Origin of the sequence: Aquabacter spiritensis (assembly GCF_004346185.1) — a bacterium.
Taxonomy (GTDB): Bacteria; Pseudomonadota; Alphaproteobacteria; order Rhizobiales; family Xanthobacteraceae; genus Aquabacter; species Aquabacter spiritensis.
On record NZ_SMAI01000019.1, the window covers coordinates 33,869 to 57,905 of the forward strand.

At 67.3% G+C, this 24,037-nt stretch carries 22 protein-coding genes and 1 tRNA gene; 15 read left to right on the forward strand and 8 right to left on the reverse strand.

The window, feature by feature from the left end; all coding sequences use genetic code 11:
- Positions 1-45: 45 nt before the first annotated feature.
- Together EDC64_RS21575 and EDC64_RS21580 are read right to left on the reverse strand one after the other, a co-directional pair.
- Positions 46-122: transfer RNA gene (locus tag EDC64_RS21575), tRNA-Met, on the reverse strand.
- A 128-nt stretch (positions 123-250) separates the two neighbouring features.
- The gene (locus EDC64_RS21580; protein ID WP_132035467.1) at positions 251-1,114 is read right to left on the reverse strand and encodes an RNA methyltransferase; all 864 of its coding nucleotides are present in this window, start codon (positions 1,112-1,114) and stop codon (positions 251-253) included.
- A gap of 310 nt (positions 1,115-1,424) precedes the next feature.
- Between EDC64_RS21580 and EDC64_RS21585 the strand changes: the two genes are divergently transcribed.
- Positions 1,425-2,636, forward strand: coding sequence for an NADP-dependent isocitrate dehydrogenase (locus EDC64_RS21585; protein WP_132035470.1), 1,212 nt, complete (start codon positions 1,425-1,427; stop codon positions 2,634-2,636).
- Positions 2,637-2,732: 96 nt separating this feature from the next.
- Here the strand turns inward: EDC64_RS21585 and EDC64_RS21590 are convergent, their stop codons facing one another.
- The 5 genes from EDC64_RS21590 to EDC64_RS21610 form a co-directional block, all read right to left on the reverse strand.
- Positions 2,733-4,463, reverse strand: coding sequence for a cation:proton antiporter domain-containing protein (locus EDC64_RS21590; protein ID WP_132035473.1), 1,731 nt, complete (start codon positions 4,461-4,463; stop codon positions 2,733-2,735).
- A 232-nt stretch (positions 4,464-4,695) separates the two neighbouring features.
- A complete protein-coding gene (gene trpS / locus EDC64_RS21595; protein WP_132035476.1) occupies positions 4,696-5,736 on the reverse strand; it encodes a tryptophan--tRNA ligase in 1,041 nt (346 codons plus the stop codon).
- Between the two features lie 152 nt (positions 5,737-5,888).
- On the reverse strand, positions 5,889-6,749 hold the full coding sequence (locus EDC64_RS21600; protein WP_132035479.1) for an alpha/beta fold hydrolase: 861 nt from the start codon (positions 6,747-6,749) through the stop codon (positions 5,889-5,891).
- Positions 6,746-8,302 carry a lipid II flippase MurJ gene (locus EDC64_RS21605; protein ID WP_132035482.1) on the reverse strand — a complete coding sequence of 519 codons (1,557 nt, stop codon included), beginning with the start codon at positions 8,300-8,302 and terminating at the stop codon, positions 6,746-6,748. Before EDC64_RS21605 ends, EDC64_RS21600 begins: the two co-directional genes overlap by 4 nt.
- 144 nt (positions 8,303-8,446) lie before the next feature.
- Positions 8,447-9,181: a GntR family transcriptional regulator gene (locus EDC64_RS21610; RefSeq protein ID WP_165933854.1), complete on the reverse strand. Its 735-nt coding sequence runs from the start codon at positions 9,179-9,181 to the stop codon at positions 8,447-8,449.
- A 268-nt stretch (positions 9,182-9,449) separates the two neighbouring features.
- Here EDC64_RS21610 and EDC64_RS21615 point away from each other — a divergent pair, with 268 nt between their 5' ends.
- The 14 genes from EDC64_RS21615 (at position 9,450) to EDC64_RS21680 (ending at position 22,951) form a co-directional block, all read left to right on the forward strand.
- Positions 9,450-10,682 carry an alpha/beta hydrolase family protein gene (locus EDC64_RS21615; protein WP_132035488.1) on the forward strand — a complete coding sequence of 411 codons (1,233 nt, stop codon included), beginning with the start codon at positions 9,450-9,452 and terminating at the stop codon, positions 10,680-10,682.
- Between the two features lie 90 nt (positions 10,683-10,772).
- Positions 10,773-11,456 carry an aldolase/citrate lyase family protein gene (locus EDC64_RS21620; protein WP_132035491.1) on the forward strand — a complete coding sequence of 228 codons (684 nt, stop codon included), beginning with the start codon at positions 10,773-10,775 and terminating at the stop codon, positions 11,454-11,456.
- 51 nt (positions 11,457-11,507) lie between these two features.
- On the forward strand, positions 11,508-12,398 hold the full coding sequence (locus EDC64_RS21625) for a polysaccharide deacetylase family protein (protein WP_132035494.1): 891 nt from the start codon (positions 11,508-11,510) through the stop codon (positions 12,396-12,398).
- Positions 12,395-13,108, forward strand: coding sequence for a fumarylacetoacetate hydrolase family protein (locus EDC64_RS21630; protein WP_132035497.1), 714 nt, complete (start codon positions 12,395-12,397; stop codon positions 13,106-13,108). The genes EDC64_RS21625 and EDC64_RS21630 overlap by 4 nt, the downstream gene beginning before the upstream one ends.
- 3 nt (positions 13,109-13,111) lie before the next feature.
- Positions 13,112-14,008, forward strand: coding sequence for a polysaccharide deacetylase family protein (locus EDC64_RS21635; RefSeq protein ID WP_132035501.1), 897 nt, complete (start codon positions 13,112-13,114; stop codon positions 14,006-14,008).
- Positions 14,005-14,865: a branched-chain amino acid ABC transporter permease gene (locus EDC64_RS21640; protein WP_132035504.1), complete on the forward strand. Its 861-nt coding sequence runs from the start codon at positions 14,005-14,007 to the stop codon at positions 14,863-14,865. The genes EDC64_RS21635 and EDC64_RS21640 overlap by 4 nt, the downstream gene beginning before the upstream one ends.
- Entirely contained in the window at positions 14,862-15,800 is a 939-nt protein-coding gene (locus tag EDC64_RS21645; RefSeq protein WP_132035507.1) for a branched-chain amino acid ABC transporter permease, read from the forward strand. Before EDC64_RS21640 ends, EDC64_RS21645 begins: the two co-directional genes overlap by 4 nt.
- A 36-nt stretch (positions 15,801-15,836) precedes the next feature.
- Complete coding sequence (locus EDC64_RS21650; protein ID WP_132035592.1) at positions 15,837-17,093, forward strand: ABC transporter substrate-binding protein; 1,257 nt, start codon at positions 15,837-15,839, stop codon at positions 17,091-17,093.
- A gap of 109 nt (positions 17,094-17,202) precedes the next feature.
- Positions 17,203-17,970 (forward strand): ABC transporter ATP-binding protein, encoded by a 768-nt coding sequence (locus EDC64_RS21655; protein WP_132035510.1) that lies wholly within the window; start codon positions 17,203-17,205, stop codon positions 17,968-17,970.
- A complete protein-coding gene (locus EDC64_RS21660; RefSeq protein ID WP_132035513.1) occupies positions 17,963-18,667 on the forward strand; it encodes an ABC transporter ATP-binding protein in 705 nt (234 codons plus the stop codon). Before EDC64_RS21655 ends, EDC64_RS21660 begins: the two co-directional genes overlap by 8 nt.
- Positions 18,668-18,677: 10 nt before the next feature.
- A complete protein-coding gene (locus EDC64_RS21665) occupies positions 18,678-18,890 on the forward strand; it encodes a hypothetical protein (RefSeq protein WP_132035516.1) in 213 nt (70 codons plus the stop codon).
- On the forward strand, positions 18,887-20,311 hold the full coding sequence (locus EDC64_RS21670) for an amidase (RefSeq protein ID WP_132035519.1): 1,425 nt from the start codon (positions 18,887-18,889) through the stop codon (positions 20,309-20,311). Before EDC64_RS21665 ends, EDC64_RS21670 begins: the two co-directional genes overlap by 4 nt.
- A gap of 180 nt (positions 20,312-20,491) precedes the next feature.
- Positions 20,492-21,748 (forward strand): D-amino acid dehydrogenase, encoded by a 1,257-nt coding sequence (locus EDC64_RS21675; RefSeq protein ID WP_132035521.1) that lies wholly within the window; start codon positions 20,492-20,494, stop codon positions 21,746-21,748.
- Between the two features lie 138 nt (positions 21,749-21,886).
- The gene (locus EDC64_RS21680) at positions 21,887-22,951 is read left to right on the forward strand and encodes an ABC transporter substrate-binding protein (RefSeq protein ID WP_132035524.1); all 1,065 of its coding nucleotides are present in this window, start codon (positions 21,887-21,889) and stop codon (positions 22,949-22,951) included.
- An 11-nt stretch (positions 22,952-22,962) separates the two neighbouring features.
- Here EDC64_RS21680 and EDC64_RS21685 read toward each other — a convergent pair whose 3' ends face one another.
- Positions 22,963-23,640, reverse strand: coding sequence for a protein rhiA (locus EDC64_RS21685; protein WP_132035527.1), 678 nt, complete (start codon positions 23,638-23,640; stop codon positions 22,963-22,965).
- Between the last annotated feature and the right edge of the window lie 397 nt (positions 23,641-24,037).

Consider the following 24,037-nt stretch of genomic DNA (forward strand, 5'->3'; position numbering starts at 1 on the left):
AAGAGGTCTGGCTTGCGCCAGACCTCTTGATTTCACTGGTAAATTTGGTTGCGGGGACAGGATTTGAACCTGTGACCTTCAGGTTATGAGCCTGACGAGCTACCGGGCTGCTCCACCCCGCGTCAGATCTGACGGTGAGCCGGCGAACCGGCGTGTCAGTGACGCGTATGTAGCCCCCCGCCCCGGCAATTGAAACCCCTTGCGCGATAAAATTCGCGGACTTCCGCCCAGCCTGTGGATAGGCTCGCGGTCACTCATCCTCAAGAGTGCGCACCGAGCGTTGTGGGGCAAGGGTTTTTCCCCGCCGCGCCGCCGCGGCCTCATTATGCGCGGCCTTACGCGCCTCGCGCCCGGCGCGGCCCTCGACGAGGGCGGTGACCATGCCGTGCAGGGTGGCGAGATCCTGTTTGGAAAGCGCGATGCGGTGAAAAATGTTGCGGATGTTGCGGATCGTCGAGGGCTGCTTCTCAGGCGAGCGGAAGAAGGCGGCCTCCGCGAGTTCGCGCTCGACATGGTCGAAGAAGGCGAACAGATCCTGCTTCTGGGCGAGAACGGAGCGCTCCGGCGGCGCGAAGGGAAGTGCGCCTCCCGTCTCCGCCTTATACCATTCGTAAGCCACCACGGCGACGCAGGTGCCGAGATTGAGCGAGGCGAAAGCCGGGTTCACCGGCAGGGTGAGGATCACGTCGCACAGCGAGACCTCCTCGGTATAGAGGCCCGTCCGCTCGCGGCCGAAAACCAGGGCCACGTCTTCCCCGGCAGCAAGCCGCGTACGCGCCTCCGCCGCGGTGGTGTCAGCACCCATAACAGGCTTCGCCATGCCGCGCTCGCGTGCCGTAGCTGCGACCGCGAAGCTGATGCCGTCCAACGCATCGCGCAGGTCCGGATGGAGCGTCGCAGCCTCGAGAATGCGGTCCGCGCCGGCGCAGAATACATGCGCGCGCGGGTCGGGCCAGCCCTGGCGTGGATTGACGATGCGCAGGCGGGACAGGCCGAAATTGCCCATGGCGCGCGCGGCCGCCCCGATATTCTCGCCGAGTTGCGGCTCGACGAGGACGACAAGCGGTCCGCCCCCGGCCCACGCTTTGCTGCTGTCAGTTCCCGAACCCGGCATCCGTGCTCCTTGCCGCGCGCATCACGCGCGTCCGTTCTCTTGCACAAGGCGGACGGCGAAGTCGAGCTGACCCCGACGCTCCACAGCCCAGCCCTCGCCGTGCGCTTCGCGCGCATCGGTCCGCCAGGCGCGTGCGCCGCCCCATGCAGGAACCGCGCACGCGGCTGCGGCGCACCCTTCTGCTTCGCGTTTGCGAGTGCTATAGCGGCCCCGCTGGGACAAGTGTCGTCGGCAAGGAGCGGGGCGCGCGCCAGGCCACACTTCCCTTACCCCTCCCAACGCTCTCAGAGCGCCCCGAAAGGTCGTCCACATGGCGAAGATAAAGGTGGCAAACCCCGTCGTCGAACTCGACGGCGACGAGATGACCCGGATCATCTGGCAGTATATCAAGGATAAGCTGATCCATCCTTATCTCGACATCGATCTGAAATATTACGACCTCTCGGTTGAAAAGCGCGACGAGACGAACGACCAGATCACGATCGATGCGGCCGAGGCGATCAAGACGTATGGCGTTGGCGTGAAATGCGCCACCATCACGCCCGACGAAGGCCGCGTGAAGGAATTCGGCCTGAAGGAGATGTGGAAGTCGCCCAACGGCACGATCCGCAACATCCTCGGTGGCGTGATCTTCCGCGAGCCGATTATCTGCAAGAACGTGCCGCGCCTGGTCCCGGGCTGGACGCAGCCGATCATCGTCGGCCGCCACGCCTTCGGCGACCAGTACCGCGCCACCGATTTCAAGGTGCCCGGCAAGGGCACGCTCTCCATCTCTTTCGTCGGCGAGGACGGAACGAAGATCGAGAAGGAAGTCTACAAGTTCCCGGGGGCCGGTGTTGCGCTCTCGATGTACAATCTCGATCAGTCGATCATCGACTTCGCCCGCGCCTCGCTGAATTACGGCATGGCGCGCAACTATCCGGTTTATCTCTCCACGAAGAACACGATCTTGAAGGCCTATGACGGGCGCTTCAAGGACATCTTCCAGGAGATCTACGAGACCGAGTTCAAGGCCGAATTCGAGAAGCGCAAGATCTGGTACGAACACCGCCTGATCGACGACATGGTGGCGGCGGCCCTGAAATGGTCCGGCGGCTATGTCTGGGCCTGCAAGAATTATGACGGCGACGTGCAGTCCGACATCGTGGCCCAGGGCTTCGGCTCGCTCGGGCTGATGACGTCGGTCCTGATGACGCCGGACGGCATGACGGTCGAGGCCGAGGCGGCGCACGGCACCGTCACCCGGCATTATCGCGAGCACCAGAAGGGCAAGGAGACCTCGACGAACTCCATCGCCTCGATCTTCGCCTGGACGCGGGGCCTCGCGCACCGCGCCAAGCTCGACGGCAATGCCGATCTCGCCAACTTCGCCGCGACGCTCGAAAAGGTGTGCGTCGACACGGTCGAGGCCGGCTACATGACCAAGGACCTCGCTCTTCTGGTCGGGGCCGATCAGGAATGGCTGTCCACCACGGGCTTCCTGGATAAGATTTCCGAGAACCTCACCAAGGCCATGGCCTGAGGGTCCAGCCGCGGGCGGGAGGACCGCCCGCGGCATTCCATCTCCTGCATTGTCTCCGGTCGACGGATACGGGCTCTTGCCGGGCTTTCGTGCGCCCTATGCCTCGTCGACGCCCTGCGCGATGCGCAGCCGTTCCTTTTCCCGCGCAGCCTCGATCCGCTCCGTCACGTCCGCCTCCGGCAGGCCGAGCGCTTCCAGCAAACGCGCCGAGAGCTGCAGGCTGGCCTCTACCGTTTCCGGAATGACGTAGGACGCGCCGAGCGCGGCAAGCCGCTTGGCATGGGCGGCATCCTTCACGCGGGCGAGAATGATCGCATCGGGCCGGTGCCGCTTGATCGCCCGCACCATGGCGTCGGCCGCCTCGGCCGCGTCGAGCGTCACCACGAAGGCGACGGCGCTCTCGCAATGGACGCGTTCAAGCAGTTCGCCCCGGCTTGCATCGCCGAGAAACACCTGCCGTCCGGCGGCCCGCTCCGCCCGCACACGCGCAGCATCCGCATCGAGTGCGACAAAGGGGACGCCTTCTTGTTCCAGAGCTTCGGCGACGATACGTCCGACGCGGCCGAACCCGCCGATCACCACGTGCCCCCCGCCGGGCGGAGCGGTGGGGGCCTCCACCGCCTCTCCCTGGCGGGCCAATGCACGCCCGAGTACCCCGCCCAAGCGGGCCAGCAGCGGCGTTGCGACCAGTGAGAGCGTGACCAACGTGACCAAAGCGCTGTGCCGCTCCGCGTCGATCAGACCGCCGGACGCGAGCAGGCCCAGGACGACGAAGGCGAACTCTCCGGTCTGGGCGAGGAGCAACGCCACTTCGCCGGCGAGCGGCCGGTCCACCTTGAACAGGCGCGCCGCCACATAGGTCATGGTGATCTTGACCAGGATGAGCACCAGCACGGACGCCAGGACATAAGGCAGGCGGGGGAAGACCGCGGCGAAATCGACGCTCATACCCACCGAGACGAAGAAGACGCCGATCAGAAGGCCCTTGAACGGCTCGAGATCCACGCTGATCTGATGCTTGTAGGGCGTTCCGGAGAGCAGCATGCCGGCGAGAAAGGCCCCGAGCGCGGCCGAGAGGCCGCCCGCCTGGGTGAGACCGGCAGTCAGCGCCAAGACGGCGCAGGTGATCGCCATGATCAATTCGCGCGAGCCGGTCCCCGCCGCGAGGCTCACCAAGGGCGCGAGAACGAAGCGGCCTGCGATGAGGATGACCCCGACCGCCGCGACCGCTTTGGCGAGCGCGAGTGCGACAAGCGCGAGAATGCCGTCCTCATGGCTGCCCAGAATCTGCGCCGCAAGCAGGATGGGAACGACGGCGAGATCCTGGAACAGCAGCACCGCGATCGCCGCGCGGCCGAGCGGGGCGAGCGCGCGCCGCTCGGAGAGCAGGATCTGCATCACGACCGCCGTCGACGACATGGCGAGGGCGAAGCCGACCACGAGGGCGACGCCGCCCTCGAGCCCCGACAGCATGGCGACGGCAGCCATGGCGATGCCGCAGAGCACGACCTGCGAAAGGCCGACGCCGAACACCTCGCGGCGCAGCGACCAGAGCTTCGAGCCCGAAAATTCCATCCCGAGCAAAAACAGCAGAAAGACGATGCCGATCTCGCCGATCACGGTGACGCGTTCGGCATCTCGGATCGTGACGAATTCGATCCAAGAAATCCGCTCGGCGACCTGGCCGAGGCCGTGCGGTCCGAGCATCGCGCCGATCAGGATGAAGCCCACCACTGCGCCGACCCGCGCGCGATGGAACAGCGGGACCAGGACGCCGGCCGCCACGAGATAGACGAAGGCGTCCTTGGCCCAGGAGGAATGTTCCATTGCGGGCTCGCATCAGACCATGGGCGAATCGGCCCACGCCAGCGCAGTGTAACCGTTGCTTACCGTGCGGGATGGGCGAGCGGACGGCAACGGTCCTTGGCCAGATCGATCGACGCGCAAAAAGACCGGACCCCGCGGAGGCCGAACCGGGCGTCAGAGGAGCTTCCGAACGCCGTCGAGAAGTCGCGCCCGGGCGCGACGGCTAGAACCGAGACTCCGATGCATGCTCAGACTAGCCCCGCCGGACCATCCCCACGATGTCCTTGACATCGGCGATCGTGCGGTCGGCGATCACGCGGGCGCGGTCGGCACCGTCGATGAGGATGGCGTCGATCGCCCCCGGATCGTCCATCAGGCGCTTCATCTCCGCCCCGATGGGGCCGAGCTTCGCCACGGCCAGATCGACCAGCGCGCTCTTGAAGGTCGAGAACTGGCCCCCGCCGAACTGGTCGAGCACGCTTTGGCGGCTGCCATCGACCAAAGCGGCATAGATTCCGACCAGATTGTCCGCCTCCGGCCGCGCCTTGAGCCCGGCTTCCTCGGAGGGCAACGGCTCGGGATCGGTCTTGGCTTTGCGCACCTTGCCGGCGATCGCATCGGCATCGTCGGTGAGGTTGATGCGCGAAAAGTCCGAGGGATCGGACTTCGACATTTTCTTCGACCCGTCGCGCAGGCTCATCACGCGGGTCGCCGGGCCGGCGATGAGCGGCTCTGTCAGCGGGAAATAGGCGTCGCCAAGGCCATTGGCGGCGATCGAAGCGGCGAAGTCCACGTTGAACTTCTGGGCGATGTCGCGGGTCAGTTCGAGATGCTGCTTCTGGTCCTCACCGACCGGCACATGGGTCGCGCGGTAGAGCAGGATGTCGGCGGCCATCAGGCTGGGATAGGCGAACAGGCCGAGCGAGACATTCTCGCGGTCCTTGCCGGCCTTTTCCTTGAACTGCGTCATGCGGCTGAGCCAGCCCATGCGGGCGACGCAATTGAAGATCCAGGCCAGCTCGGCATGGCCGGAGACCTGGCTCTGGTTGAACACGATATGAGCCTTCGGATCGATGCCGCAGGCGATGAAGGCGGCCGTCACCTCGCGGGTGTGGCGTTTCAGTTCCTCGGGATCCTGCCAGACCGTGATGGCGTGCAGATCGACCACGCAATATAGGCAGTCATGGGTCTCCTGCAGCGCGACGAAGCGCTTGATAGCACCCAGATAATTGCCGAGATGAAGATTGCCGGTGGGCTGCACGCCCGAGAAAACGCGTTCCGCGACCGCCGCCATGGCGACCTCCTCAAGGGCAGCCGGTTTGGAGGCGGCCGGCCCGCTTACACGACACCCGGGCGCACGGCCCGAAACGAGGCCGCCTCATGCCACGTGAGCCGCGGTGCGGCAAGTCTCACGCCTGCCGCCCGCCGTTCAGGCCCCTGCCTGCGTCACGGATCGGCGCGATCGAGAAAATCGCCGATCACCTTCTGCGAGCGCGCATCCCAGAGCAGCGGCGCATGGCCCTGATCGTCCACGGTATAGACCTCCAGCCCGCGATGCCGATCGGCCATCGCCTCCACCGTCTGCTGCGCCAGAACGTCGGAGAGCGCGCCGTGGATCACCAGCACCTTCTGCGGCGCCATGGCGTCGAAGCCGGCCCAGAATTCCGGCAAGGGCTTGGTCGGGTCGAATGCCTTGAAGGCGTCGGCCATGGCGCTGTCATAAGCAAGGCGCGGCACACCGGCATCGTCCTGGTAGATCTGCCGAGCATAGCGCTCCCAGTCGGCTGCCGTGAGATTGGGGAAGAGGAAGCCCTGGCTCGCCTTCAGCTCAGCCGCAAGCGCGCTCCAGTCCGGGCGCGGCGCTATACCGACATAGCCGGCGATGCGGGCGATCCCGGCGGTCTCGATGACCGGCCCGATATCGTTGAGCACGCTGCCGGCCATCAGCTCCGGCCGGGTGGCGGCGAGCTGCATCATCACCAGGCCGCCACGCGAGGTGCCGATGAACAGCGCCCGATCGATGTCGAGCGCGGCGAGGCCGGCCGCTGTGTCCTCCGCCTCCTGCGGCACGGTATAGGTCGCATAGGGCGCATAGGCGGAGCCGCCGCGGCCGCGGAAGTCGAAGCCGACCACGCGCCGCCCGCGCGTCGCCAGCGACTCGGCCAGCGCCTCGAAATCGGTCGAGGAGCGGGTGAGACCCGGCAGGCATACCACCGGCAGGCGGCGCGGTCCGCCGGTCTCCGGCTCCCAAATCCGCCCGAACAGCGCGCGCGCATCGGCGCTCGGATAGGCGAAATAGCGGCTCATCCAATCCTCCCGTTTCCGCCCGGCTCGCTCGGCGACGGGCGCGTCCGGCCGACGCGGCGCAGCGCGAGCCAGGCCGCACCATAGGTCGCCATGCCTGCGGCCACCAGCGCGCCGAGCCGCAGCGCGGGCGCCAAACCCGCGCCCGGATCGGGCCAGGCCGCCTCGAGCGCCAGAACCGCCCCCGCCATGACCGCACTCGCGGCGAGCAAAGCAAGCCCGGGCCGCACAGCGTCGACGAGTGCGAGCCGCCGCCGCAGCGCCAGAAACCCCGCCATTCCGACCACCGAAATCCCGGCAGACACCGCGACACTCGCCGCCGCGCCCACCGGCCCGAACGCCTGGCCGAGGCCGAAGGCGAGCGGCAGCGCGCAGGCGAGCGAGACGAGGCCGACCTGGCGGGCCGGCCGGGTCAGGCCATTGCTGATCGCCGCCGCGCCCAGCACCTTTTCCAGTCCCTGCGCCGGCAAAGCGAGCGCCAGCGCGGCGAGGAGCCGGCCGGTCGCCTGCGCATCTTCGGAGGTGAAACTGGCACGCTGATACAGCACCGCGATGATCGGATCGGCGAGCAGGCAGAGACCGGTCGCGGCCGGCAGCGCAAAGGCGAGTGCGGCGAGCGCCGCATCGCGCGTCGCCCCCGCCGCGCCTTGCGTGCCGGACGCGCCGATGGTCAGGAGGGGCACCAGCACCGCGCCGGCGCTCGCACCGACGAGACCCAGCGGCAGATCGACGAGGCGCTGGGCATAATTGAGCCCCGCCACCGCCCCCGGCACGGCCGAAACCGCGGCCGCCGCCAGCAGCAACCGGACCTGCGGCAGACCGGCGAACAGAAGCGCCGGCACGGCGGCATGCAACACCCGCCATGCGGCGGGAAAGTCATAGCCGGTCCTCCATCTCGCCGCGGGGGCGCCCCAGGCCGCAGCCGCCATCAGCGCGAGCTGCGCCACCCCCGCGAGCACTGCGCAGCCCGCCATCACCAAGGCGGCCTGCGGCGTCCCCACCAGTCCCTCAAAGATCAAGGCGGCGATCGCAAACAGCACCACCGCATTGCCGAGAGCCGGCGCCAGCGCAGGCAGGAACACCCGATGCGCGGCATTGGCGATGCCGCCCAGCACCGCCGCAGCCCCCGCGAGCGGCAGATAGAACAGGGCGATCCGCCCGCAGGCGGCGGCGAGATCGGCCCGCGGTCCGCCGGGATCGAAGCCCGGCGCGAGGAGCAGGATCAAAGCCGGCATCGCGAGCGCCCCCAGCACCGCGAAGCCCATCAAGATCAGGCAGAGAAGCAGAAGAGTCGCGTTGGCGCGCGCAGCCGCCGCACTGTCGCCTCCCGCCGTGGCCAAGGCCGGCAGCAGCGCCGCATTGAACGCCCCCTCCGCCAGCAGCCGGCGGGCCAGAAGCGGCAGTGCCAAGGCCGCCATGAGCGCATCCGCAAGCGGACCCGCACCGAGTACGGCGGCGGTCCCGACATCGCGGGCGAAGCCGAGCAGCCGCGAACCCAATGTCGCGGCGGTAACGGCCGAAGTGCGGACGAGGATCTGCCGGTGGGAGGAGGACATGAGGGATCCTGGCGCGCGCCGTCCCGTGTCTACGGAGGAAGTGCAGGATGCCGCTGATAGGGCCGCCGAGGAGGCGGGGCAAGTGAACCCGAAGTCAGCCGCAAGGACCCGTTTCGAAAGTGAGAGGGAAGACGCCGCGTGCGGTCAGCGCCCCCGGCGCGGCAGGGGCCGGCCGCTCAGGGCGCGCACCAGACTGGTCTTCACGCTTGCCACGTGCTCGCGCATCAGCATTTCCGCGCGATAGGCGTCGCAGGCGAGGATCGCGTCATAGATGCGGTGGTGGTCGTCGTGGCGGCGCCGGACATCCATGTGCTCGAACGAGATGACGTTCCGGTGCGAGGAATGCGGCACGGAATGGCACAGCCGGACCATGTCGGTCAGCATGCGGCAGCGCGCGGCGCTGTGGATCGCCTCGTGGAACGTGCCGTTGATGGCGCTGTAGACGATGCGCTCCTCCTCGCCCAGTTCGGTGCGGGCGAGAAGGTCGTCGCCGTCGGCGAGCACCCGCTCGATCGCCTCGCGCTCCTGGTCGGGCAGGCCGCGCTCGGCGGCAAAGCGCGCGGCGAGCGCCTCCATGACGGCGCGGATCTCATAGGCATCCACAATCTCGGCGGTGGAAAAGCGCCGCACCGCATAGCCGCGATTGGGGGCGTATTCGAGCAGGCCCTCGCTCGCCAGCGACTGGAGCGCAGAGCGCACCGGGGTCCGGGAGACGCCGAGCCGCTCGCTGAGCCGAACCTCGTGGAGCCGCGCGCCGGCCTCGAAATCGCCGGCCAGGATCGCGGTGCGAATGCGCTCGGTAACGGTCAGGGAGCGCGTCGCCCCGCGCGGCGCGTCCTCGTGATCCGGTCCTGGCGTGTCGAACGCAGCGTCGGTCATGCGCGGGCAATTCCCGTTTCTCTCCATGAATAAGCACCGGAGCTGGAACGTTTCAAGCATACATTGGTGGCATTCACCGCATGCTTCCGGCGATGCCGTCTCAATCTATCCACGCCTTGGATACTGGCGGCCAAGGCTCAGATCCGGCGCCAAAAAAAGCGGCACGCACCGCCCGATAAAGAGGCGCAATTTGTATACATTATGACTTGACCATGGCCGGATTGTATTCAAACCTCTGGGCCGGACGCAATCAGCAGGGAGCCGAGGCATGGTGGATGCAGTCGATGGGGCGATCGAGCAGATCACGGCCAACCGGCTTCCCCATTACGAGCCCTATGGCTGGCACCATTGGCCTGAGCATCCCTGGCTCGCCTATCAGTTCCGCCGCGGCCTCGGCGAGACCCAGGAAGGCGGCGGCACCGTCTCGGAGGTCTTCCTCGCCGCATCACGGATGATTCCCGGCTCGCTGGAAAGCTGGCATGCCGAATGGATGCGCATCGCCGACCAGAACTGGACGCGCGGCCTCGACGAGGAGAAAATCGGGCATACCCGCACCGCCATGAACTGCTTCCTGCGCGCGGCCGACTATTATCGGCAGGCCGAGTTCCATCTGGAGCCGACCGACCCGCGCCGCCTGCCGACCTTCGAGGCGATGGAGGCGTGCTCCAAGAAGTTCATCTCCTATCTCAACCCGCCCGGCGAGGCGGTGGACATCCCCTACGAGGACGGCAAGCCGATCTGCGGCTATTTCGTCCGCGCCCCTTTCCCAGGCGCCAAGCTCCCGGTCCTCATCTGCATGGGCGGGCTCGATTCCATCAAGGACGAGATGTGGTTCATGCAGGCCCATGGCGCGCTCCAGCGCGGCATTTCGGTGCTGATGATCGACGGTCCGGGCCAGGGCGGCACGTTGCGCCGCCACGGTGTCGCCGCGCGCCACGACACCGAGGTGGCGATCGGCAAGGTGATCGACTGGCTGGAGCAGCGCGACGATGTCGACCCGGCGCGGATCGCGCTCTGCGGCTCCTCGCTGGGCGGCTATTACGCCGCGCGCGCCGGCTGCTACGAGCACCGCCTCGCCGCCGTCATCTCGCACGGCGCGGTCTGGGACGTGCATGAGATGTGGGGCGACAAAGGCGAGGATTTCGGCCTCGCCATGCATATCAAATGGGTGATGGGCGCCCCGACCATGAAAGCTGCGATGGAGAAGGCCAAGGCCTTCACCCTCAAGGGCCACCTCGAACACATGAAGTGCCCCTACCTCATTCTGCACGGCGGCTATGACGTCCTCACCGTCACCGCCGCCACCAAGGCGCGCGATTACGCACTCGCCCATGGGGTCAATGTGACGTTCCGGATCGTCACCCCCGACGAGACCGGCGCCGAGCACTGCCAGCACGACAATCCGACCATCGGACAGGAATTGCTGGCCGACTGGCTTGCGGACCTGTTCGGCATCGACCAGCCTAGTCTCCTGAAGACCTCGTTCAACCCGCTGGTCTGAGGAGAGGCCCGTGACCCCGCCGCGCACCTTTCCATTCCAGCCAAAACGGGCAGGACACGGCGATCCCGGCGGGCGTAGGAACCGCGCCCAATGAACCGCAGCGCAAAGAACGCCATCGCGGCGGGGAAACCCGTCATCGCCGTCAATCCCGGCGGGTTCGCCTTGCCCGCGGTGGACGCGCTCGCCGCGTGCGGCGCCGACTGCCTGTTCATCGATTGCGAGCGCACCGCGGTCAGCGTCGAGAGCGTGCCGATGCTTGCCCGCGCCGCGCAGGCCCACGGCCTGTCCGCCGTCGTCCGCTCCTATTCCAAGGATGCCGCCACCCTCACCCGCTATTTCGATTGCGGCATAGACGGGCTGGTCCTGCCGCAGGTCGAGGCGCCGGAGGAATGCGCGCGGCTGCGCGCCATCGCGCGCGCCGCGACCCGGGGTCGCGAGGGCACCCTGCTCCTGATCGCCCAGATCGAAAGCGTCGCCGGCCATAGTCGGCTCGACGAGATCGCCGGCGCGCCCGGCATCGACCTGATCCTGGTGGGGCCGAACGACCTCGCCCATTCCATGGGCTATCTCGGCGACACCAAGCGCCCGGAAGTGGTCGCGGCAGTGGACGACATCACCGCCCGCCTGCACGCCAAGGGCATCGCCTACGGCCTGCCGGTCACTGCCGAAAATGCCGGCGCCTGGGTGCGGCGCGGTGCCCGCTTCCTCTACACCTCGCTCGAAACCCTGCTGCGACCGAGCCTTCAGGCGCTTCGCACGGCGGCAACCCCGTAACCGTTTGAAAAGACCGCACGACCCTTAGCCCATCAGATTGCGAGACCCGACATGAGCATGGAACCCAAGGACCGCGCCCCGTATTCCGCGATCGTCGATCGCCCGCCCCTGAAGCTGCCGGGTTCGGCGCGGGTGGTGCTGTGGACCATCGTCAATCTCGAGGTCTGGGACATCGGCCGGCCCATGGCGCGCCAGATCATCCCGCCGCCGACCGGTCAGGTTCTGCTGCCCGACGTGCCGAACTGGAGCTGGCACGAATACGGCATGCGCGTCGGCGCCTGGCGCTTCTTCAAACTCTATGAGCGCCTCGGCATCCGCCCCACGCTGTCGATCAATGCGCGGGTGTGCGAAGCCTATGAGCGGGTCGCCAAGCAGGCGCTCGATGCCGGCTGGGAGTTCATGGGCCACGCCTATGACCAGATGCCGATGCACAAGCACGACGATCCGCGCGACATGATCTTCCGCTCCATGGACATTCTGGAGAAGTTCACCGGCAAAAGGCCGCGCGGCTGGCTCGGACCGGGCCTCACCCAGCTCCTCGACACGCCGGAAATCCTGGTCGAGGCGGGCGTGAAATATATCGGCGACTGGGTGTGGGACGACGAGCCCGCCACGATCCAGACCGCCAAGGGGCCGCTGGTGACGCTGCCCTACACGGTCGAACACAACGACATCCCTATGATGGCGGTCCACCATCACGAATCCGACTATTGGTTCACCCGCTTCAAGGACGCGATCGACCGGCTGCACCAGGAAGGCGCCGAGCGACCCAAGGTTCTGGCGGTGGCGATCCACCCCTATATTTCCGGTCAGCCGCACCGCATCAAATATCTCGAGGCGATCTACGATTACGCCCAGAGCCTCGGTGACGTGCTGCTGTGGAACGGCGACGAACTGCTCGACTGGTACCAGGGCGAGCGCGCGAAGGGCTATCCGGTATGAGGCTCGACGCGCCCTTCGTCGTCCCGGCGCCGTCCGTCGTCTCGCTGCCGGTGGTCGGCAGCGCGGCGCGCTTCCCGGTGCGGCGCATCTATTGCGTCGGCCGGAACTATCTCGCCCATATCCGCGAGATGAAGGAAGCCGAGGACGAACGTGACCCGCCGTTCTTCTTCCAAAAGCCGCGCGATTCGATCGTCGAGGACGGCGCGCGCGTGCCCTACCCGCCGCAGACCGAAGATTTCCAATACGAGATCGAACTTGTGGTCGCGATCGGGCGGACGGCGCGCGACCTCCCCCTCGATGCGGCGCTCGACGCGGTGTTCGGCTATGGCGTCGGCATCGATCTCACGCGCCGCGATCTGCAACGCGCCTGCGGCACCAAGCGCCTGCCCTGGGAAGCGGGAAAGTCGTTCGACCAGTCCGCACCGTGCGGGCCAATCTTTCCCAAGGGAACCGGCGGCGATCCGTCCAAGGGCCGCATCAGCCTTGCGGTGAACGGCACCGAGACCCAGAATGGCGACCTCGCCCAGATGATCTGGGACGTGCCGGAGATCGTCGCGAACCTTTCGCGCGCCTACCGGCTGGAGCCGGGCGACCTGATCATGACCGGTACCCCGGCCGGCGTCGGCCCGGTTCGGCCCGGCGATTGCATCGTCGGCGCCATCGACGGCTTCGGCACCCTGACAATAACCATCGGCGACCGGGAGACCTGAACCATGCTGCCCACGGACCGCATCTCCTATTCGGCCATCTCGCAGCGCGAGCCGCTGCGTCTGCCCGGCGGGGCGCGCATGGCCGTGTGGGTGATCGTCAATGTCGAGGAATGGAACCCGCGCGAGACCATGCCGCGCACCGTCCTCACCCCGCCGGCCGGCGGCTCGCCGACGCCGGACATCCCGAATTGGTGCTGGCACGAATATGGCAATCGGGTCGGCTTCTGGCGGCTGCTCGAAACCTTCGACGATTTCGAAATCCCCGCCGGGCTCGCCATCAACGGCTCGGCGATCGAGGCCTATGAGCCGATTTCGCGCGCGGCGCTCGACCGCAACTGGGAATTCATCGGCCACGGCTTCAGCCAGAAGAATATGCAGAAAGTCGAGAACGAGGCGGCCGACATCGCCCGCACGACCGAGGTGATCGAGCGCTTCACCGGCAAAAAGCCCCGCGGCTGGCTTGGACCGGGCCTCACCGAGACCTGGGAAACCCCCGATTTGCTCGCCGAGGCCGGGTACGATTACGTGCTCGACTGGGTGCTGGACGACGTGCCTGTGGTGCTCAAGACCCGCACCCGGCCGATCGTCAATGTCCCCTATACCCAGGAATGCAACGACGTCGCCATGATGCTGATCCAGCATCACAAGGCGAGCGAGTATTACGACCGGGCGATCGACCAGTTCGAACAGCTCTATTGGGATTCCCGCAACGGCGCCCGCGTCATGGCGCTCGTCATCCACCCCTACATCATGGGCGCGCCGCACCGCGCCCGCTATTTCCGCCGCGCCATCGAGCGCATCAAGGAGCGCGAGGACGTGGTCTTCATGACCGGGGAACAGATCTACGACTGGTATCTGCGCGAGCGTCCCGACGCTCTGTCCGCGGCGGGCCCGGCATGAGCGGCCTCAACGCCTTCCAGCTGCTCAACGGGCTCACCTTCGCAGCACTCCTGTTCATTGTGGCCTCCGGCTTCACGCTGATCTTCGGCCTGCTGCGGATCGTCAATCTCGCCCATGGCGCGCTCTATCTGCTCGGCGGCTATGCCGCTTATGCCACCGCCTCCGCCTCCGGCAGTTTCCTCGCCGGCATGCTGGCGGCGATGCTGGCGGTCGCGGTGATGGGACTGGTCCTCGACCAGGGCCTCCTGCGCTTCGTGCGCGGGCATGAATTGCGTCAGGTGCTGCTGACCCTCGGCGTCGGCCTCGTGCTCAACGACATGATGCTGGTCGTGTTCGGCGGCGACACCTACACCGTCCCGGCGCCGGAATTTCTGCGTGGCGCCCTGCGCTTCGCCGGCATGTTCTATCCGAAATACCGCCTATTCGTGCTGGTGCTCGGCATCGTCATCTTCATCCTCCTCTGGCTGCTCCTGAACCGCACCCGGCTCGGCGCGCTGATCCGCGCCGGCGTCGACGATCCCGAGACCATCGAGGCGATGGGGATCAATATCCGCCGCATCTTCCTGCTCACCTTCATGCTGGGAGCGGCGCTCGCCGGGCTTGGCGGGGCGGTGGGCGGCGCTTTCCTCACCCTCTATCCCAGCGCCGATGCCGAAATCCTCGTCTTCTCGCTGGCGGTCGTGATCATCGGCGGTCGCGGCAGCCTGGTGGGGGCGGCGGTCGGAGCGCTGATGGTGGGCATGCTCAACACGGTCGGACAGGTGATGTTTCCGGAATTTGCCTATTTCGTCATCTTCGGCCCGATGGCGGCGATCCTCGCCTTCCGGCCCCTCGGCCTGTTCGGGAGGACAGCATGAGCACCGACGCCATGCCGCGCCTCGCGCTCGCGGCCGTCCTCCTCGGTGCGCTCGCTTTCGCGCTCGTGCCGCTGATCCTGCCGACCTATCAGGTGAGCATCCTCACCGAGGTGCTGATCTATGCCGTGCTCGCCATGTCGGTGGACGTGCTCGCCGGCTATACCGGCCGCACCCCGCTCTGCCTCGGTGCGGTATTCGGCGTCTCGACCTATGTCACGGTCTATTACAGTTCGACCTTCGGCGGCTCGCCTTATGTCGGCATGGCCCTCGGGGTTCTGGCGGCGACCGTCATCGCGGCGCTGTTCGCGCTGCTCGCCATCCGCACCAGCGGCGTCTACTTCCTGCTGCTGACGCTGGCACTCGGCATGATCGTCTGGGGCATTTGTTTGCGCTGGACCTCCATCACCGGCGGCGAGAACGGCATCCGGGGCAATGTGCGCCCGGCCGAACTCGCGGCGCACCTGCCGTTCTATTACGTCGTCTTCGTCGCGGTGGCGGTGGTGACGTTCGTGATGTGGCGGTTCGTGCACTCGCCGTTCGGCCTGACCCTGCGCGGCATCCGCGACAGCGAAAGCCGCATGCGCGCGCTCGGCTACAACGTGTCGCTGCATATGTTCATCGCTTTCACCGTGGCCGGCCTGTTCTCGGGCATTGCCGGGGCGCTGTACGCGATGTTCAACGATTTCGTGAGCCCGTCCACGGTCGCCCTGACCCAGTCGGTCGAGGGCTTGCTGATGGCGATCACCGGCGGCATCGGCACGCTGTTCGGCTCGTTCATCGGGGCGCTCGCCATTATCGGCCTCGAAAATGCGGTCAGCCTCTATACCGAGCGCTGGCAGACCGTCCTCGGCGTCGCCTTCATCGTCATCATGATCTTTGCCCCCGAGGGGATCCTCGGCGGCATCAAGACCCTGCTCGCGCGAAAGCGGGGCTGAACCGAACCACCAGACCGAACCAGCAGGAGTGGACAGATGGACCGCAGAACATTTCTGAAGACCGGCGTGGCCCTCGCCGCGGTCGGCGCCGTCGCCAAGCCCTATATCGCGCGCGCCCAGGCGTCCGGCCCGATCAAGATCGGCATGATGGCCCCGCTCACCGGCGTCGTCGCCGCGGGCGGCCGCGAGATGGTCGACGGCTTCAACATGTATTGGGACGAGCACGGCGGCGAAATGGCCGGCCGCAAGGTCGAGATCATCGTCGAGGATGACGGCGCCAACCCGGACATGGCGCTGCAGAAGGCGCGCCGGCTGGTCGAACAGGCGGGCGTGAGCATGCTGTTCGGCAATCTCCTGGCCAATACCGGCCTCGCGGTGGCCAACTACGTCAAGGGCAACGGCATGCCCTATTTCATCCCGATCATCGCCGCCGACGATCTGACCCAGCGCAACCGCATCAAGAACGTCGTGCGCGTCGCCGGCTATACCGGCAGCCAGTTCCCGCGTCCGCTCGCCGACTGGTGCCTGAAGCAGGGGTATAAGAAGGCCGCCACCATCAGCCAGGACTATACGTTCGGCCAGGAACAGTGCGGCGGCTTCTGCCAGACCTTCACCGAGGGCGGCGGCCAGATCGTCAGCCAGTTCTGGCATCCGCTGAACACCTCGGACTTCTCGCCCTATCTCGGCCAGCTCGCCAATCTCGGCGTGGACGTGATCTTCGCGATGGAGACCGGCGCCGACGCCACCCGCTTCATGCAGCAATATTCCAATTTCGGCCTGAAGGGTCAGATCCCGCTGGTCGGCGCGATGAACATGACCGACCAGTCGGTGATCCGCACCATGGGATCGGAAGCGGAAGGCATCATCGTCGCCGCGCACTTCGCCGAAGGCTCGCCCGACCCGGTGACGCAGAAATTCGTCGCCGCGCACGTCAAGAAGTTCAACAAGCTGCCCTCGCTCTACGGCTTCTCGATGTATTCGGGCGCCATGTGGGTGGACGAAGCCGCCAAGACCATCAAGGGCAATGTCGAGGACCGCGACACGCTGCTCTCCGCGGTGTCCAAGACCGAGCTGACCGGCTCGCCGCTCGGCCAGACCGTCAAGCTCGATGCGTTCGGCAACCCGATCTACGACGTGCACATCCGCAAGGTCGTGAAGAATGCCGACGGCAAGCTCTGGAACGCGCCGATCGCGACCTATCCGCAGGTCTCGCAATTCTGGAAGTACAATCCGGAGACCTACATGAAGCAGCCGCCGTATTCGCGCGACTTCCAGGGCATCAAGAAGAGCTGAGCCTTCGGCCCTCTCCCCGGCGACGGGGGGAGGGCCTGCTTGGCGATGGGGCCGCATCCGCGTCCCACCCGCTCCCCCGCTTTGGGGAGAGCGGGGTCCGCGAACCAGAATGGACCTTTCAGTGACCGACTTCCTTGCACTCGATGCCGTGACCGTCCAGTTCGGCGCGCTGCGCGCGGTGGACGAGGTGTCGCTCCGCGTGCGCAAGGGCGAACGACGGGCCATCATCGGCCCCAACGGCGCCGGCAAGACGACCCTGTTCAACGCCATCACCGGCGTGGTGCGCGCGACCACGGGCAAAGTCCTGTTCGAGGGCGCCGACGTCACCCGCACGGCGATCCACGAGCGGGCGCGGCGCGGCATGAGCCGCACCTTCCAGATCACCAATCTGTTCCCCAACCTGACGGTGGCCGAGAATATGCGCCTCGCATTGCGCGGCCTTTCGCCCCGCAAATTCTCGCTGCTCGGCTCGCCCGCGCTCAACAGCGAGGAGGCCGGGCGCGCCGATCGCGCGCTTGAGGTGTCCCGCCTCGGCGCGCGGCGTGACTCGCGCGTCAAGGAAATGTCGTATGGCGAACAGCGCCAGCTCGAAATGGCGATGGCGCTGGCGGCTCAGCCGCGTTTGCTTCTGCTCGACGAGCCGGCCGCCGGCCTCTCGCCGAGCGAACGGGTGATCGTCTCCGATATCATCCGCGCGCTGCCGCGCGACCTCACCCTCGTGCTGATCGAGCACGACATGGATCTCGTCCTCTCACTGGTGGACTATGTGACGGTGCTGAACAACGGCAAGCTCCTGGTGGAGGCGCCACCGGCGGAGATCCGCCTCAACAAGGACGTCCAGGACGTCTATCTCGGCAAGGCGCGCCACCATGCTTGAGGTCGCGGATATCCACTCCTTCTATGGTGAGGCCCATGTGCTGCAAGGCGCGAGCCTCACCGTCGGCAAGAGCGAAGTGGTCGCGCTGCTCGGCCGCAACGGCATGGGCAAGACGACCCTGATCCGCTCGGTAATGGGCGTGTCCCCGCCCAATGTCCGCTCCGGCCAGGTCACCTTCAAGGGCGAGGCGATCCTCGGCCTCGCCCCGCACCTGATCGCCAAGCGCGGTGTCGGCTATGTGCCGCAGGGCCGCCGCCTGTTCCCCTCGCTCACCGTCACCGAGCATTTGACCGTGCTGAAGCCGGCGGCCGCCACCCATGGCTGGACGGTGGCCAAGGCGTTCGAATTCTTCCCCCGGCTCGGCGAGCGCCGCTATCATCGCGGCAACCAATTGTCCGGCGGCGAACGGCAGATGCTCGCGGTCGCGCGTGCTTTGATGATCGATCCCGAACTGATTCTTATGGACGAGCCGTCCGAGGGGCTGGCTCCGGTGATGGTTCAGCATCTCGAAGGCATCATTGCCGAGTTGAAGGCCGCCGGCCTCTCCATTCTTCTGGTGGAGCAGAATCTCTACAGTGCATTGGCGGTGGCCGACCGCGTCTATATTCTGGAGACCGGACGGGTGGTGCACGAAGCCTCCGCCGCGGCCATCGGGGCCGACCCCGAAACCCTCACCCAATTCCTCGGCGTCCATTGAGCGGCTTGTCATGAGCAAAGATCAGGCGCCCCCGCCACCGGGGCCCCTCGACCGCATTCCCGTCGACCCGGCGGAGAGACGCGCCGCGACCGACATCGCCCGGTCGGTCGGTGCCCTCGTCTCGGCGGGCGCCGCGGCCCGCATGACCGTCGACGAGACGCCCTGGAGCCTGCACACACTCCGCGCCGAGGGCGCTGCGCGCGCGGCGGAAGACGGCGCATGAGCCCTTTCGCCCCGATTCCCGGCGTGGTCGCGGCCGCCGAGATGGTCGCGTCCGGCGCGGTCAGCGCCGAAGCTCTGGCGTCGGCCGCCCTCGCCCGGCTGTCAGATCTCGGACCGCGCTACAATGCCGTCGTGGCGCTCGATGCGGCGCACGCCTTGGAGCAGGCCCGCGCCGTCGATCTCGCCCGCGCGCGCGGCGCCCCGCTCGGGCCGCTCGCAGGCGTGCCGCTCGCCCACAAGGACCTGTTTTACCGTGCGGGGCGACCCTGCGCGGGCGGCTCGAAAATCCGCAAGGATTTTGTCCCGGACATCACCGCCACGGCCCTAGAACGGTTGGACGAAGCGGGTGCCGTGGATCTCGGGCGGCTGCACCTCGCCGAATTCGCGCTCTCGCCCACCGGCTTCAATGCGCATGACGGCCATGGCCGCAATCCCTGGCGCCTCGATCATTGCTCGGGCGGCTCCTCCTCCGGATCGGGTGCGGCCGTTGCGGCGCGGCTGGTCTCGGGCGCGCTCGGCTCGGATACTGGCGGCTCGATCCGCCATCCTGCCGCCATGTGCGGCATTACCGGTCTTAAGCCGACCCACGGCCTCGTGCCGCTTTTTGGCGCCATGCCGCTCTCCCCTTCCCTCGACACGCTCGGCCCGCTTGCGGTGAGCGTGCGCGACTGCGCGCGGCTGCTCGGCGTGATCGCGGGACCGGATCCGCGCGACGCCTCCACCCTCGCCGCGCCGCGCCGCAGCTACGAGGCCGCGCTCGGCGGCGACCTGCGCGGCGTCACGATCGCCGTTCCGCAGGACTATTACCGCACGGCGGCGACGCCCGACATCCTTGTCCTGCTCGATGCGAGCCTTGCCGCGCTGCGCGCGGCGGGCGCCCGAATCGTCGAGACCTGCGTCCCCGACATGGCGCTGCTCAATGCGATGATGCAGCTCGTCATGGGTGTCGAGGCGGCGGCCCTGCATCGCGGCTGGATGGAAGAGCGGCCGCAGGATTACGGCGCCCAGGTGCGCGCCAGGATCCTGCCCGGCTTCGCCTATCCCGCCGTCCGCTATGCCGAAGCGCTGATGCTGCGCGCCAAGCTCGCGCAGGATTGGCTCGCGACGGCGATGGGCGATGCGGACATGGTGCATCTGCCGACCCTTGCCGTCCCGGTGCCGAGCATCGCGGAAACCACCGAGGGGGACGCATCGGACATCGCCGCCGCCATCGGGCGGGTCACGCACTGCACCCGGGCGATCAATTATCTCGGCCTGCCGTCCCTCAGCGTGCCCTGCGGCTTTGCCGGAAACGGCCTCCCCGCCGCCTTCCAGCTGGTCGGCCGTCCGTTCGCGGAAGCCATGCTCCTGAAGGCGGGCGACGCCTATCAGCGGGAGACCGATTTCCACCTCCGGCTGCCGCCGGACTGCGCTGAAGCGTAAGGCGGCGGGCGCCTCTCCGCCGCGCACAGCCTGCGGCTTTATTGGGCTCGAAAGCCGGCATGCGCCTCGTTAGGCTCTGGCTGCGCCGCCGGCCTGTCGCCGGTGACGCTGGGCTTGGCGCCGGGGCGCGTCCGGCCGGTTCGGCTGTCAGGCTCAGCCTGTGGCCAGGTGGGGAAGATCATGAAGGTTGTCATTCTCGGGTCCGGCGTAATCGGCGTCACGCTCGCTTATTATCTCGCCGGCGACGGCCACGAGGTCACGGTGATCGACCGACAGCCCGGCCCGGGGCTGGAAACCAGCTTCGGCAATGCGGGCGAGGTCTCGCCCGGCTATTCCGCGCCCTGGGCCGGACCCGGCCTGCCGATCAAGGCGGTGAAATGGCTGCTGATGGACCACGCGCCTCTGGTGGTGCGGTGGTCGCGCATGACGCCCGCCATGGCGCTTTGGGGGCTCCAGCTGCTGCGCAATTGCACCACGCACCGCTATGAAATCAACAAAGGGCGCATGGTGCGGCTCGCGGAATACAGCCGCGACTGCCTGATGGCGCTGCGCCAGCGCACCGGCATCCATTATGACGAGCGCATGCAGGGCACGCTGCAGCTGTTCCGCACCCAGGCGCAACTCGACCATGTGCATGGCGACACCGCGGTGCTCGACCGGTTCGGCGTGCCTTACGAGGTGCTCGACCGGTTCGGCTGCATCGCGGTCGAGCCGGCTCTCGGCCGGGTCAAGGACAAATTCGTCGGCGGCCTGCGCCTGCCGGGCGACGAGACCGGCGACTGCTTCAAATTCACCCAAGCGCTCGCCGCGCTGGCGCAGGCGGCCGGGGTCACCTTCCTTCATGGCCACACGATCCAGGCGATCGAACACGATCGAGGTGCGATCACCGGAATCGCCACGGATGCCGGTCGGGTGACGGGGGATGCCTATGTGGTGGCGCTGGGCTCCTATTCGCCAAAGCTGCTCGGGCCCCTCGGCATCACCGTCCCGGTCTATCCGGTGAAGGGCTATTCGCTCACCGTGCCCATTACCGACCCCGCCGGCGCGCCGGAATCGACCGTGATGGACGAGACCTTCAAGGTGGCGGTCACCCGGCTCGGCGACCGGATCCGGGTCGGCGGCACGGCGGAACTGACGGGCTTCGACCTCAGCCTGAAGGAGGAGCGCCGCGCCACCCTGGAGCATGTCGTGGGCGACCTCTTCCCGCACGGCGGCGATCCCAAGGCGGCGAGCTTCTGGACCGGCCTGCGGCCGATGACGCCGGACGGGCCGCCGGTGCTCGGCACGAGCCGCTACTCCAATCTCTATCTGTCCACCGGGCACGGCACGCTCGGCTGGACCATGGCCGCCGGCACCGGGCGGGTGATGGCCGACGTGATCGCCGGCCGCCGCCCGGAGATCGATCTCGACGGCCTCACTCTCGCCCGCTACGGCTGAGCCGCCGCGGCCCGGCGTTGCGGGCGGAAATACCGCGCGGCGGGAGGCGACGGGGGCCGGCGGAGCGCTCATAAGGGGCCTGCGGCCGCTTCGGCCGACCGCCTTCCCATTGCGCGTGCTCGCGTGGAGACCTACCCCATGAACCGCAGACAATTGCTCACGGGAGCCGCCGTCTTGACCACGACCGCCGCCTGGGGCACGCCGGACACGCCGCCCGCCGATATCGCCTTGTTCCGCGACGCCACCGAGACCCTGTTCGCGATCGCAGACCTGCGCCGGGCCGACAATCCGGCGGCGCCGGCGGTTCCTCGCCGCACCTTCGTGCGCGATGCCGACGAGGCCCACCGCCTCGCTCTGGAGGGTCCCGCGCCGCTGGTCGGCATGTCGCTGGACGATCTGCTCGACTGCGCGCGGTCGCAACACCCGGCCGCGGGCGAACTCGTCGCCGTCGCAGGGGTTCATCGGGGGTTCCTCGACCTGATGGCCGCGGGCGGCATCGCGCGGATTGCCGATCTCAAGGGGCGGCGCATCGCGGTCGATACCGATACCGGCTATGCCAGTGCCTTGTTCGAGATGCTGCGTCGGGAGGGGCTGACGCGCGGGCGGGATTATGAGGTGGTCTATGCCGGCGCGACCAATTTGCGGTACGAGAAGCTGCGGGCCGGGGCGTTCGACGCGACACTTCTCGGCGCCCCCTTCACGCGGCTCGCGAAACGCGCCGGGTTCGTTTCGCTCGGCAGCGTGATCGGCGCTCTGGGCGGCTATCAGGCGATCGTGCTTGTCGCGCGCCGATCCTGGCTCACGGCCAATGGCGCGGCGGCGCAAGCCACCGTCGCGTGCCTGCTGCGCACCCTCGCCTTCGCCCGCGATCCGGCGCAGGCGCCGACGGTCGCGGCCTATGTCGGACGCTCGCTCGGCCTCGATGCCTCCGCCGCCTCTGCGGTCACCGACGATCTGTTCGGGCTGCGGAGCGAGTTCCTGCCCGATGGCCGCATGCGCGACGCCGACGTCGCTGTGGTGCTCGATCTGTTCAATGCCTCACGCGCGTCCAACCTTGCGATGACCGACGTGCGGGCTCTGTTCGATGCGCGCTACCTGCCCCTTCTGACCGGCACAGATAACCGGAACCGGCCAGCCCCGGGAGGGAGGCTGGCCGGAGGGCATGACCGACGCGCGCTCTCGCCCGATCGGATCAGCCTTTAAAGGGCGGCCCGTCAATCCGCGGCGAGATAGGCGTATTCCGCGCTGCGGCGGGGTGAACGCAGCATCTCCGCATTGGAGGCGCTGAGCGGCGCGACGGTCCAGCTGAAGTCCGAGTTCAACGTCGCCACCATGGCATAGACATTGACCGGGAAGGCGACGTTCGCCGGATTGTTGATCGTCGTGGTGTCGAGCACCTGCCCCGGGAGGAAGTTTCCGAACGCCACCCAGTATTGCGGGTGGGGCGTGAAGATCGCATTGTCGTTCGGATAGGCCTGGACCGCGAACGTGCCGGCGCCGGACATGCCGATTCCGATCGAGGCCTGATTGGGCGGGAAGCCGCTCGCCGTATTGATGGTCAGTGAACCGGGGCTGCCGCCGGTGGTGGGGGCCTCGAAGCCGTAGGCGCCGGACACATAATCGAACTGGATCTTGTTGACGCCCGCGGGGTCCGCCGGGACGACCTGGCTGGCGATGAAGGTCACGCCCGGCTTCAGTTCGCCCGTCTCCGACCAGACGAACGAATAATCGATGGTCCATTTGAAATCGATCACCGTTCCCGGTCGCGCCTGCTTGGCGAACCAGGCCAGAGACACCACGTCCGGCACGCCGATATTGGGGTCCTGCTGATAGGTCAGGAAGGAGCGGGTCGCGGAGCTGTTGTTGATGAAGCGCAGCGTATACTGGGTCATTGTGAACCTCCGACTGTGTGCTGTTGGGACTTGCCTGCCTTCTGAGGGTCCCTCCGGATCCAGAAGCCGGAGGCCGATCGGGCGACGTCACCCGGTCGGCGATCCGCCTCCAACGACTGGGATGGAGCCGGTCCGGCTCGGATCGTCGCCCGAGCGGCACGGCGCCATCCAGATCCGTCCTCCGGTCTTCTGCCCGCCACTTGCGGCAGCGGCGCGACCGGAAGGCCGGCATCCACGCAGGCCGGCGCGCGACATCTCATACAATTTTAGATTGCAGATCGGACATGCCTTTGCAGGGGGAACCTCTTAAGCGTGGCAGTCGCCTTATCGCACCCTAAAATTGTTACGTCAAGAATTGACAACCATAAGTAGCATTAATATGGTGGCGGCGTGCTTG

Bases quoted from the DNA above. Each gene is read 5' to 3' on its own strand.
- EDC64_RS21580 (WP_132035467.1), bottom strand. From the start codon at position 1,114: ATGCCGGGTTCGGGAACTGACAGCAGCAAAGCGTGGGCCGGGGGCGGA.
- EDC64_RS21585 (WP_132035470.1), top strand. From the start codon at position 1,425: ATGGCGAAGATAAAGGTGGCAAACCCCGTCGTCGAACTCGACGGCGAC.
- EDC64_RS21590 (WP_132035473.1), bottom strand. From the start codon at position 4,463: ATGGAACATTCCTCCTGGGCCAAGGACGCCTTCGTCTATCTCGTGGCG.
- trpS (WP_132035476.1), bottom strand. From the start codon at position 5,736: ATGGCGGCGGTCGCGGAACGCGTTTTCTCGGGCGTGCAGCCCACCGGC.
- EDC64_RS21600 (WP_132035479.1), bottom strand. From the start codon at position 6,749: ATGAGCCGCTATTTCGCCTATCCGAGCGCCGATGCGCGCGCGCTGTTC.
- EDC64_RS21605 (WP_132035482.1), bottom strand. From the start codon at position 8,302: ATGTCCTCCTCCCACCGGCAGATCCTCGTCCGCACTTCGGCCGTTACC.
- EDC64_RS21610 (WP_165933854.1), bottom strand. From the start codon at position 9,181: ATGACCGACGCTGCGTTCGACACGCCAGGACCGGATCACGAGGACGCG.
- EDC64_RS21615 (WP_132035488.1), top strand. From the start codon at position 9,450: ATGGTGGATGCAGTCGATGGGGCGATCGAGCAGATCACGGCCAACCGG.
- EDC64_RS21620 (WP_132035491.1), top strand. From the start codon at position 10,773: ATGAACCGCAGCGCAAAGAACGCCATCGCGGCGGGGAAACCCGTCATC.
- EDC64_RS21625 (WP_132035494.1), top strand. From the start codon at position 11,508: ATGAGCATGGAACCCAAGGACCGCGCCCCGTATTCCGCGATCGTCGAT.
- EDC64_RS21630 (WP_132035497.1), top strand. From the start codon at position 12,395: ATGAGGCTCGACGCGCCCTTCGTCGTCCCGGCGCCGTCCGTCGTCTCG.
- EDC64_RS21635 (WP_132035501.1), top strand. From the start codon at position 13,112: ATGCTGCCCACGGACCGCATCTCCTATTCGGCCATCTCGCAGCGCGAG.
- EDC64_RS21640 (WP_132035504.1), top strand. From the start codon at position 14,005: ATGAGCGGCCTCAACGCCTTCCAGCTGCTCAACGGGCTCACCTTCGCA.
- EDC64_RS21645 (WP_132035507.1), top strand. From the start codon at position 14,862: ATGAGCACCGACGCCATGCCGCGCCTCGCGCTCGCGGCCGTCCTCCTC.
- EDC64_RS21650 (WP_132035592.1), top strand. From the start codon at position 15,837: ATGGACCGCAGAACATTTCTGAAGACCGGCGTGGCCCTCGCCGCGGTC.
- EDC64_RS21655 (WP_132035510.1), top strand. From the start codon at position 17,203: ATGGACCTTTCAGTGACCGACTTCCTTGCACTCGATGCCGTGACCGTC.
- EDC64_RS21660 (WP_132035513.1), top strand. From the start codon at position 17,963: ATGCTTGAGGTCGCGGATATCCACTCCTTCTATGGTGAGGCCCATGTG.
- EDC64_RS21665 (WP_132035516.1), top strand. From the start codon at position 18,678: ATGAGCAAAGATCAGGCGCCCCCGCCACCGGGGCCCCTCGACCGCATT.
- EDC64_RS21670 (WP_132035519.1), top strand. From the start codon at position 18,887: ATGAGCCCTTTCGCCCCGATTCCCGGCGTGGTCGCGGCCGCCGAGATG.
- EDC64_RS21675 (WP_132035521.1), top strand. From the start codon at position 20,492: ATGAAGGTTGTCATTCTCGGGTCCGGCGTAATCGGCGTCACGCTCGCT.
- EDC64_RS21680 (WP_132035524.1), top strand. From the start codon at position 21,887: ATGAACCGCAGACAATTGCTCACGGGAGCCGCCGTCTTGACCACGACC.
- EDC64_RS21685 (WP_132035527.1), bottom strand. From the start codon at position 23,640: ATGACCCAGTATACGCTGCGCTTCATCAACAACAGCTCCGCGACCCGC.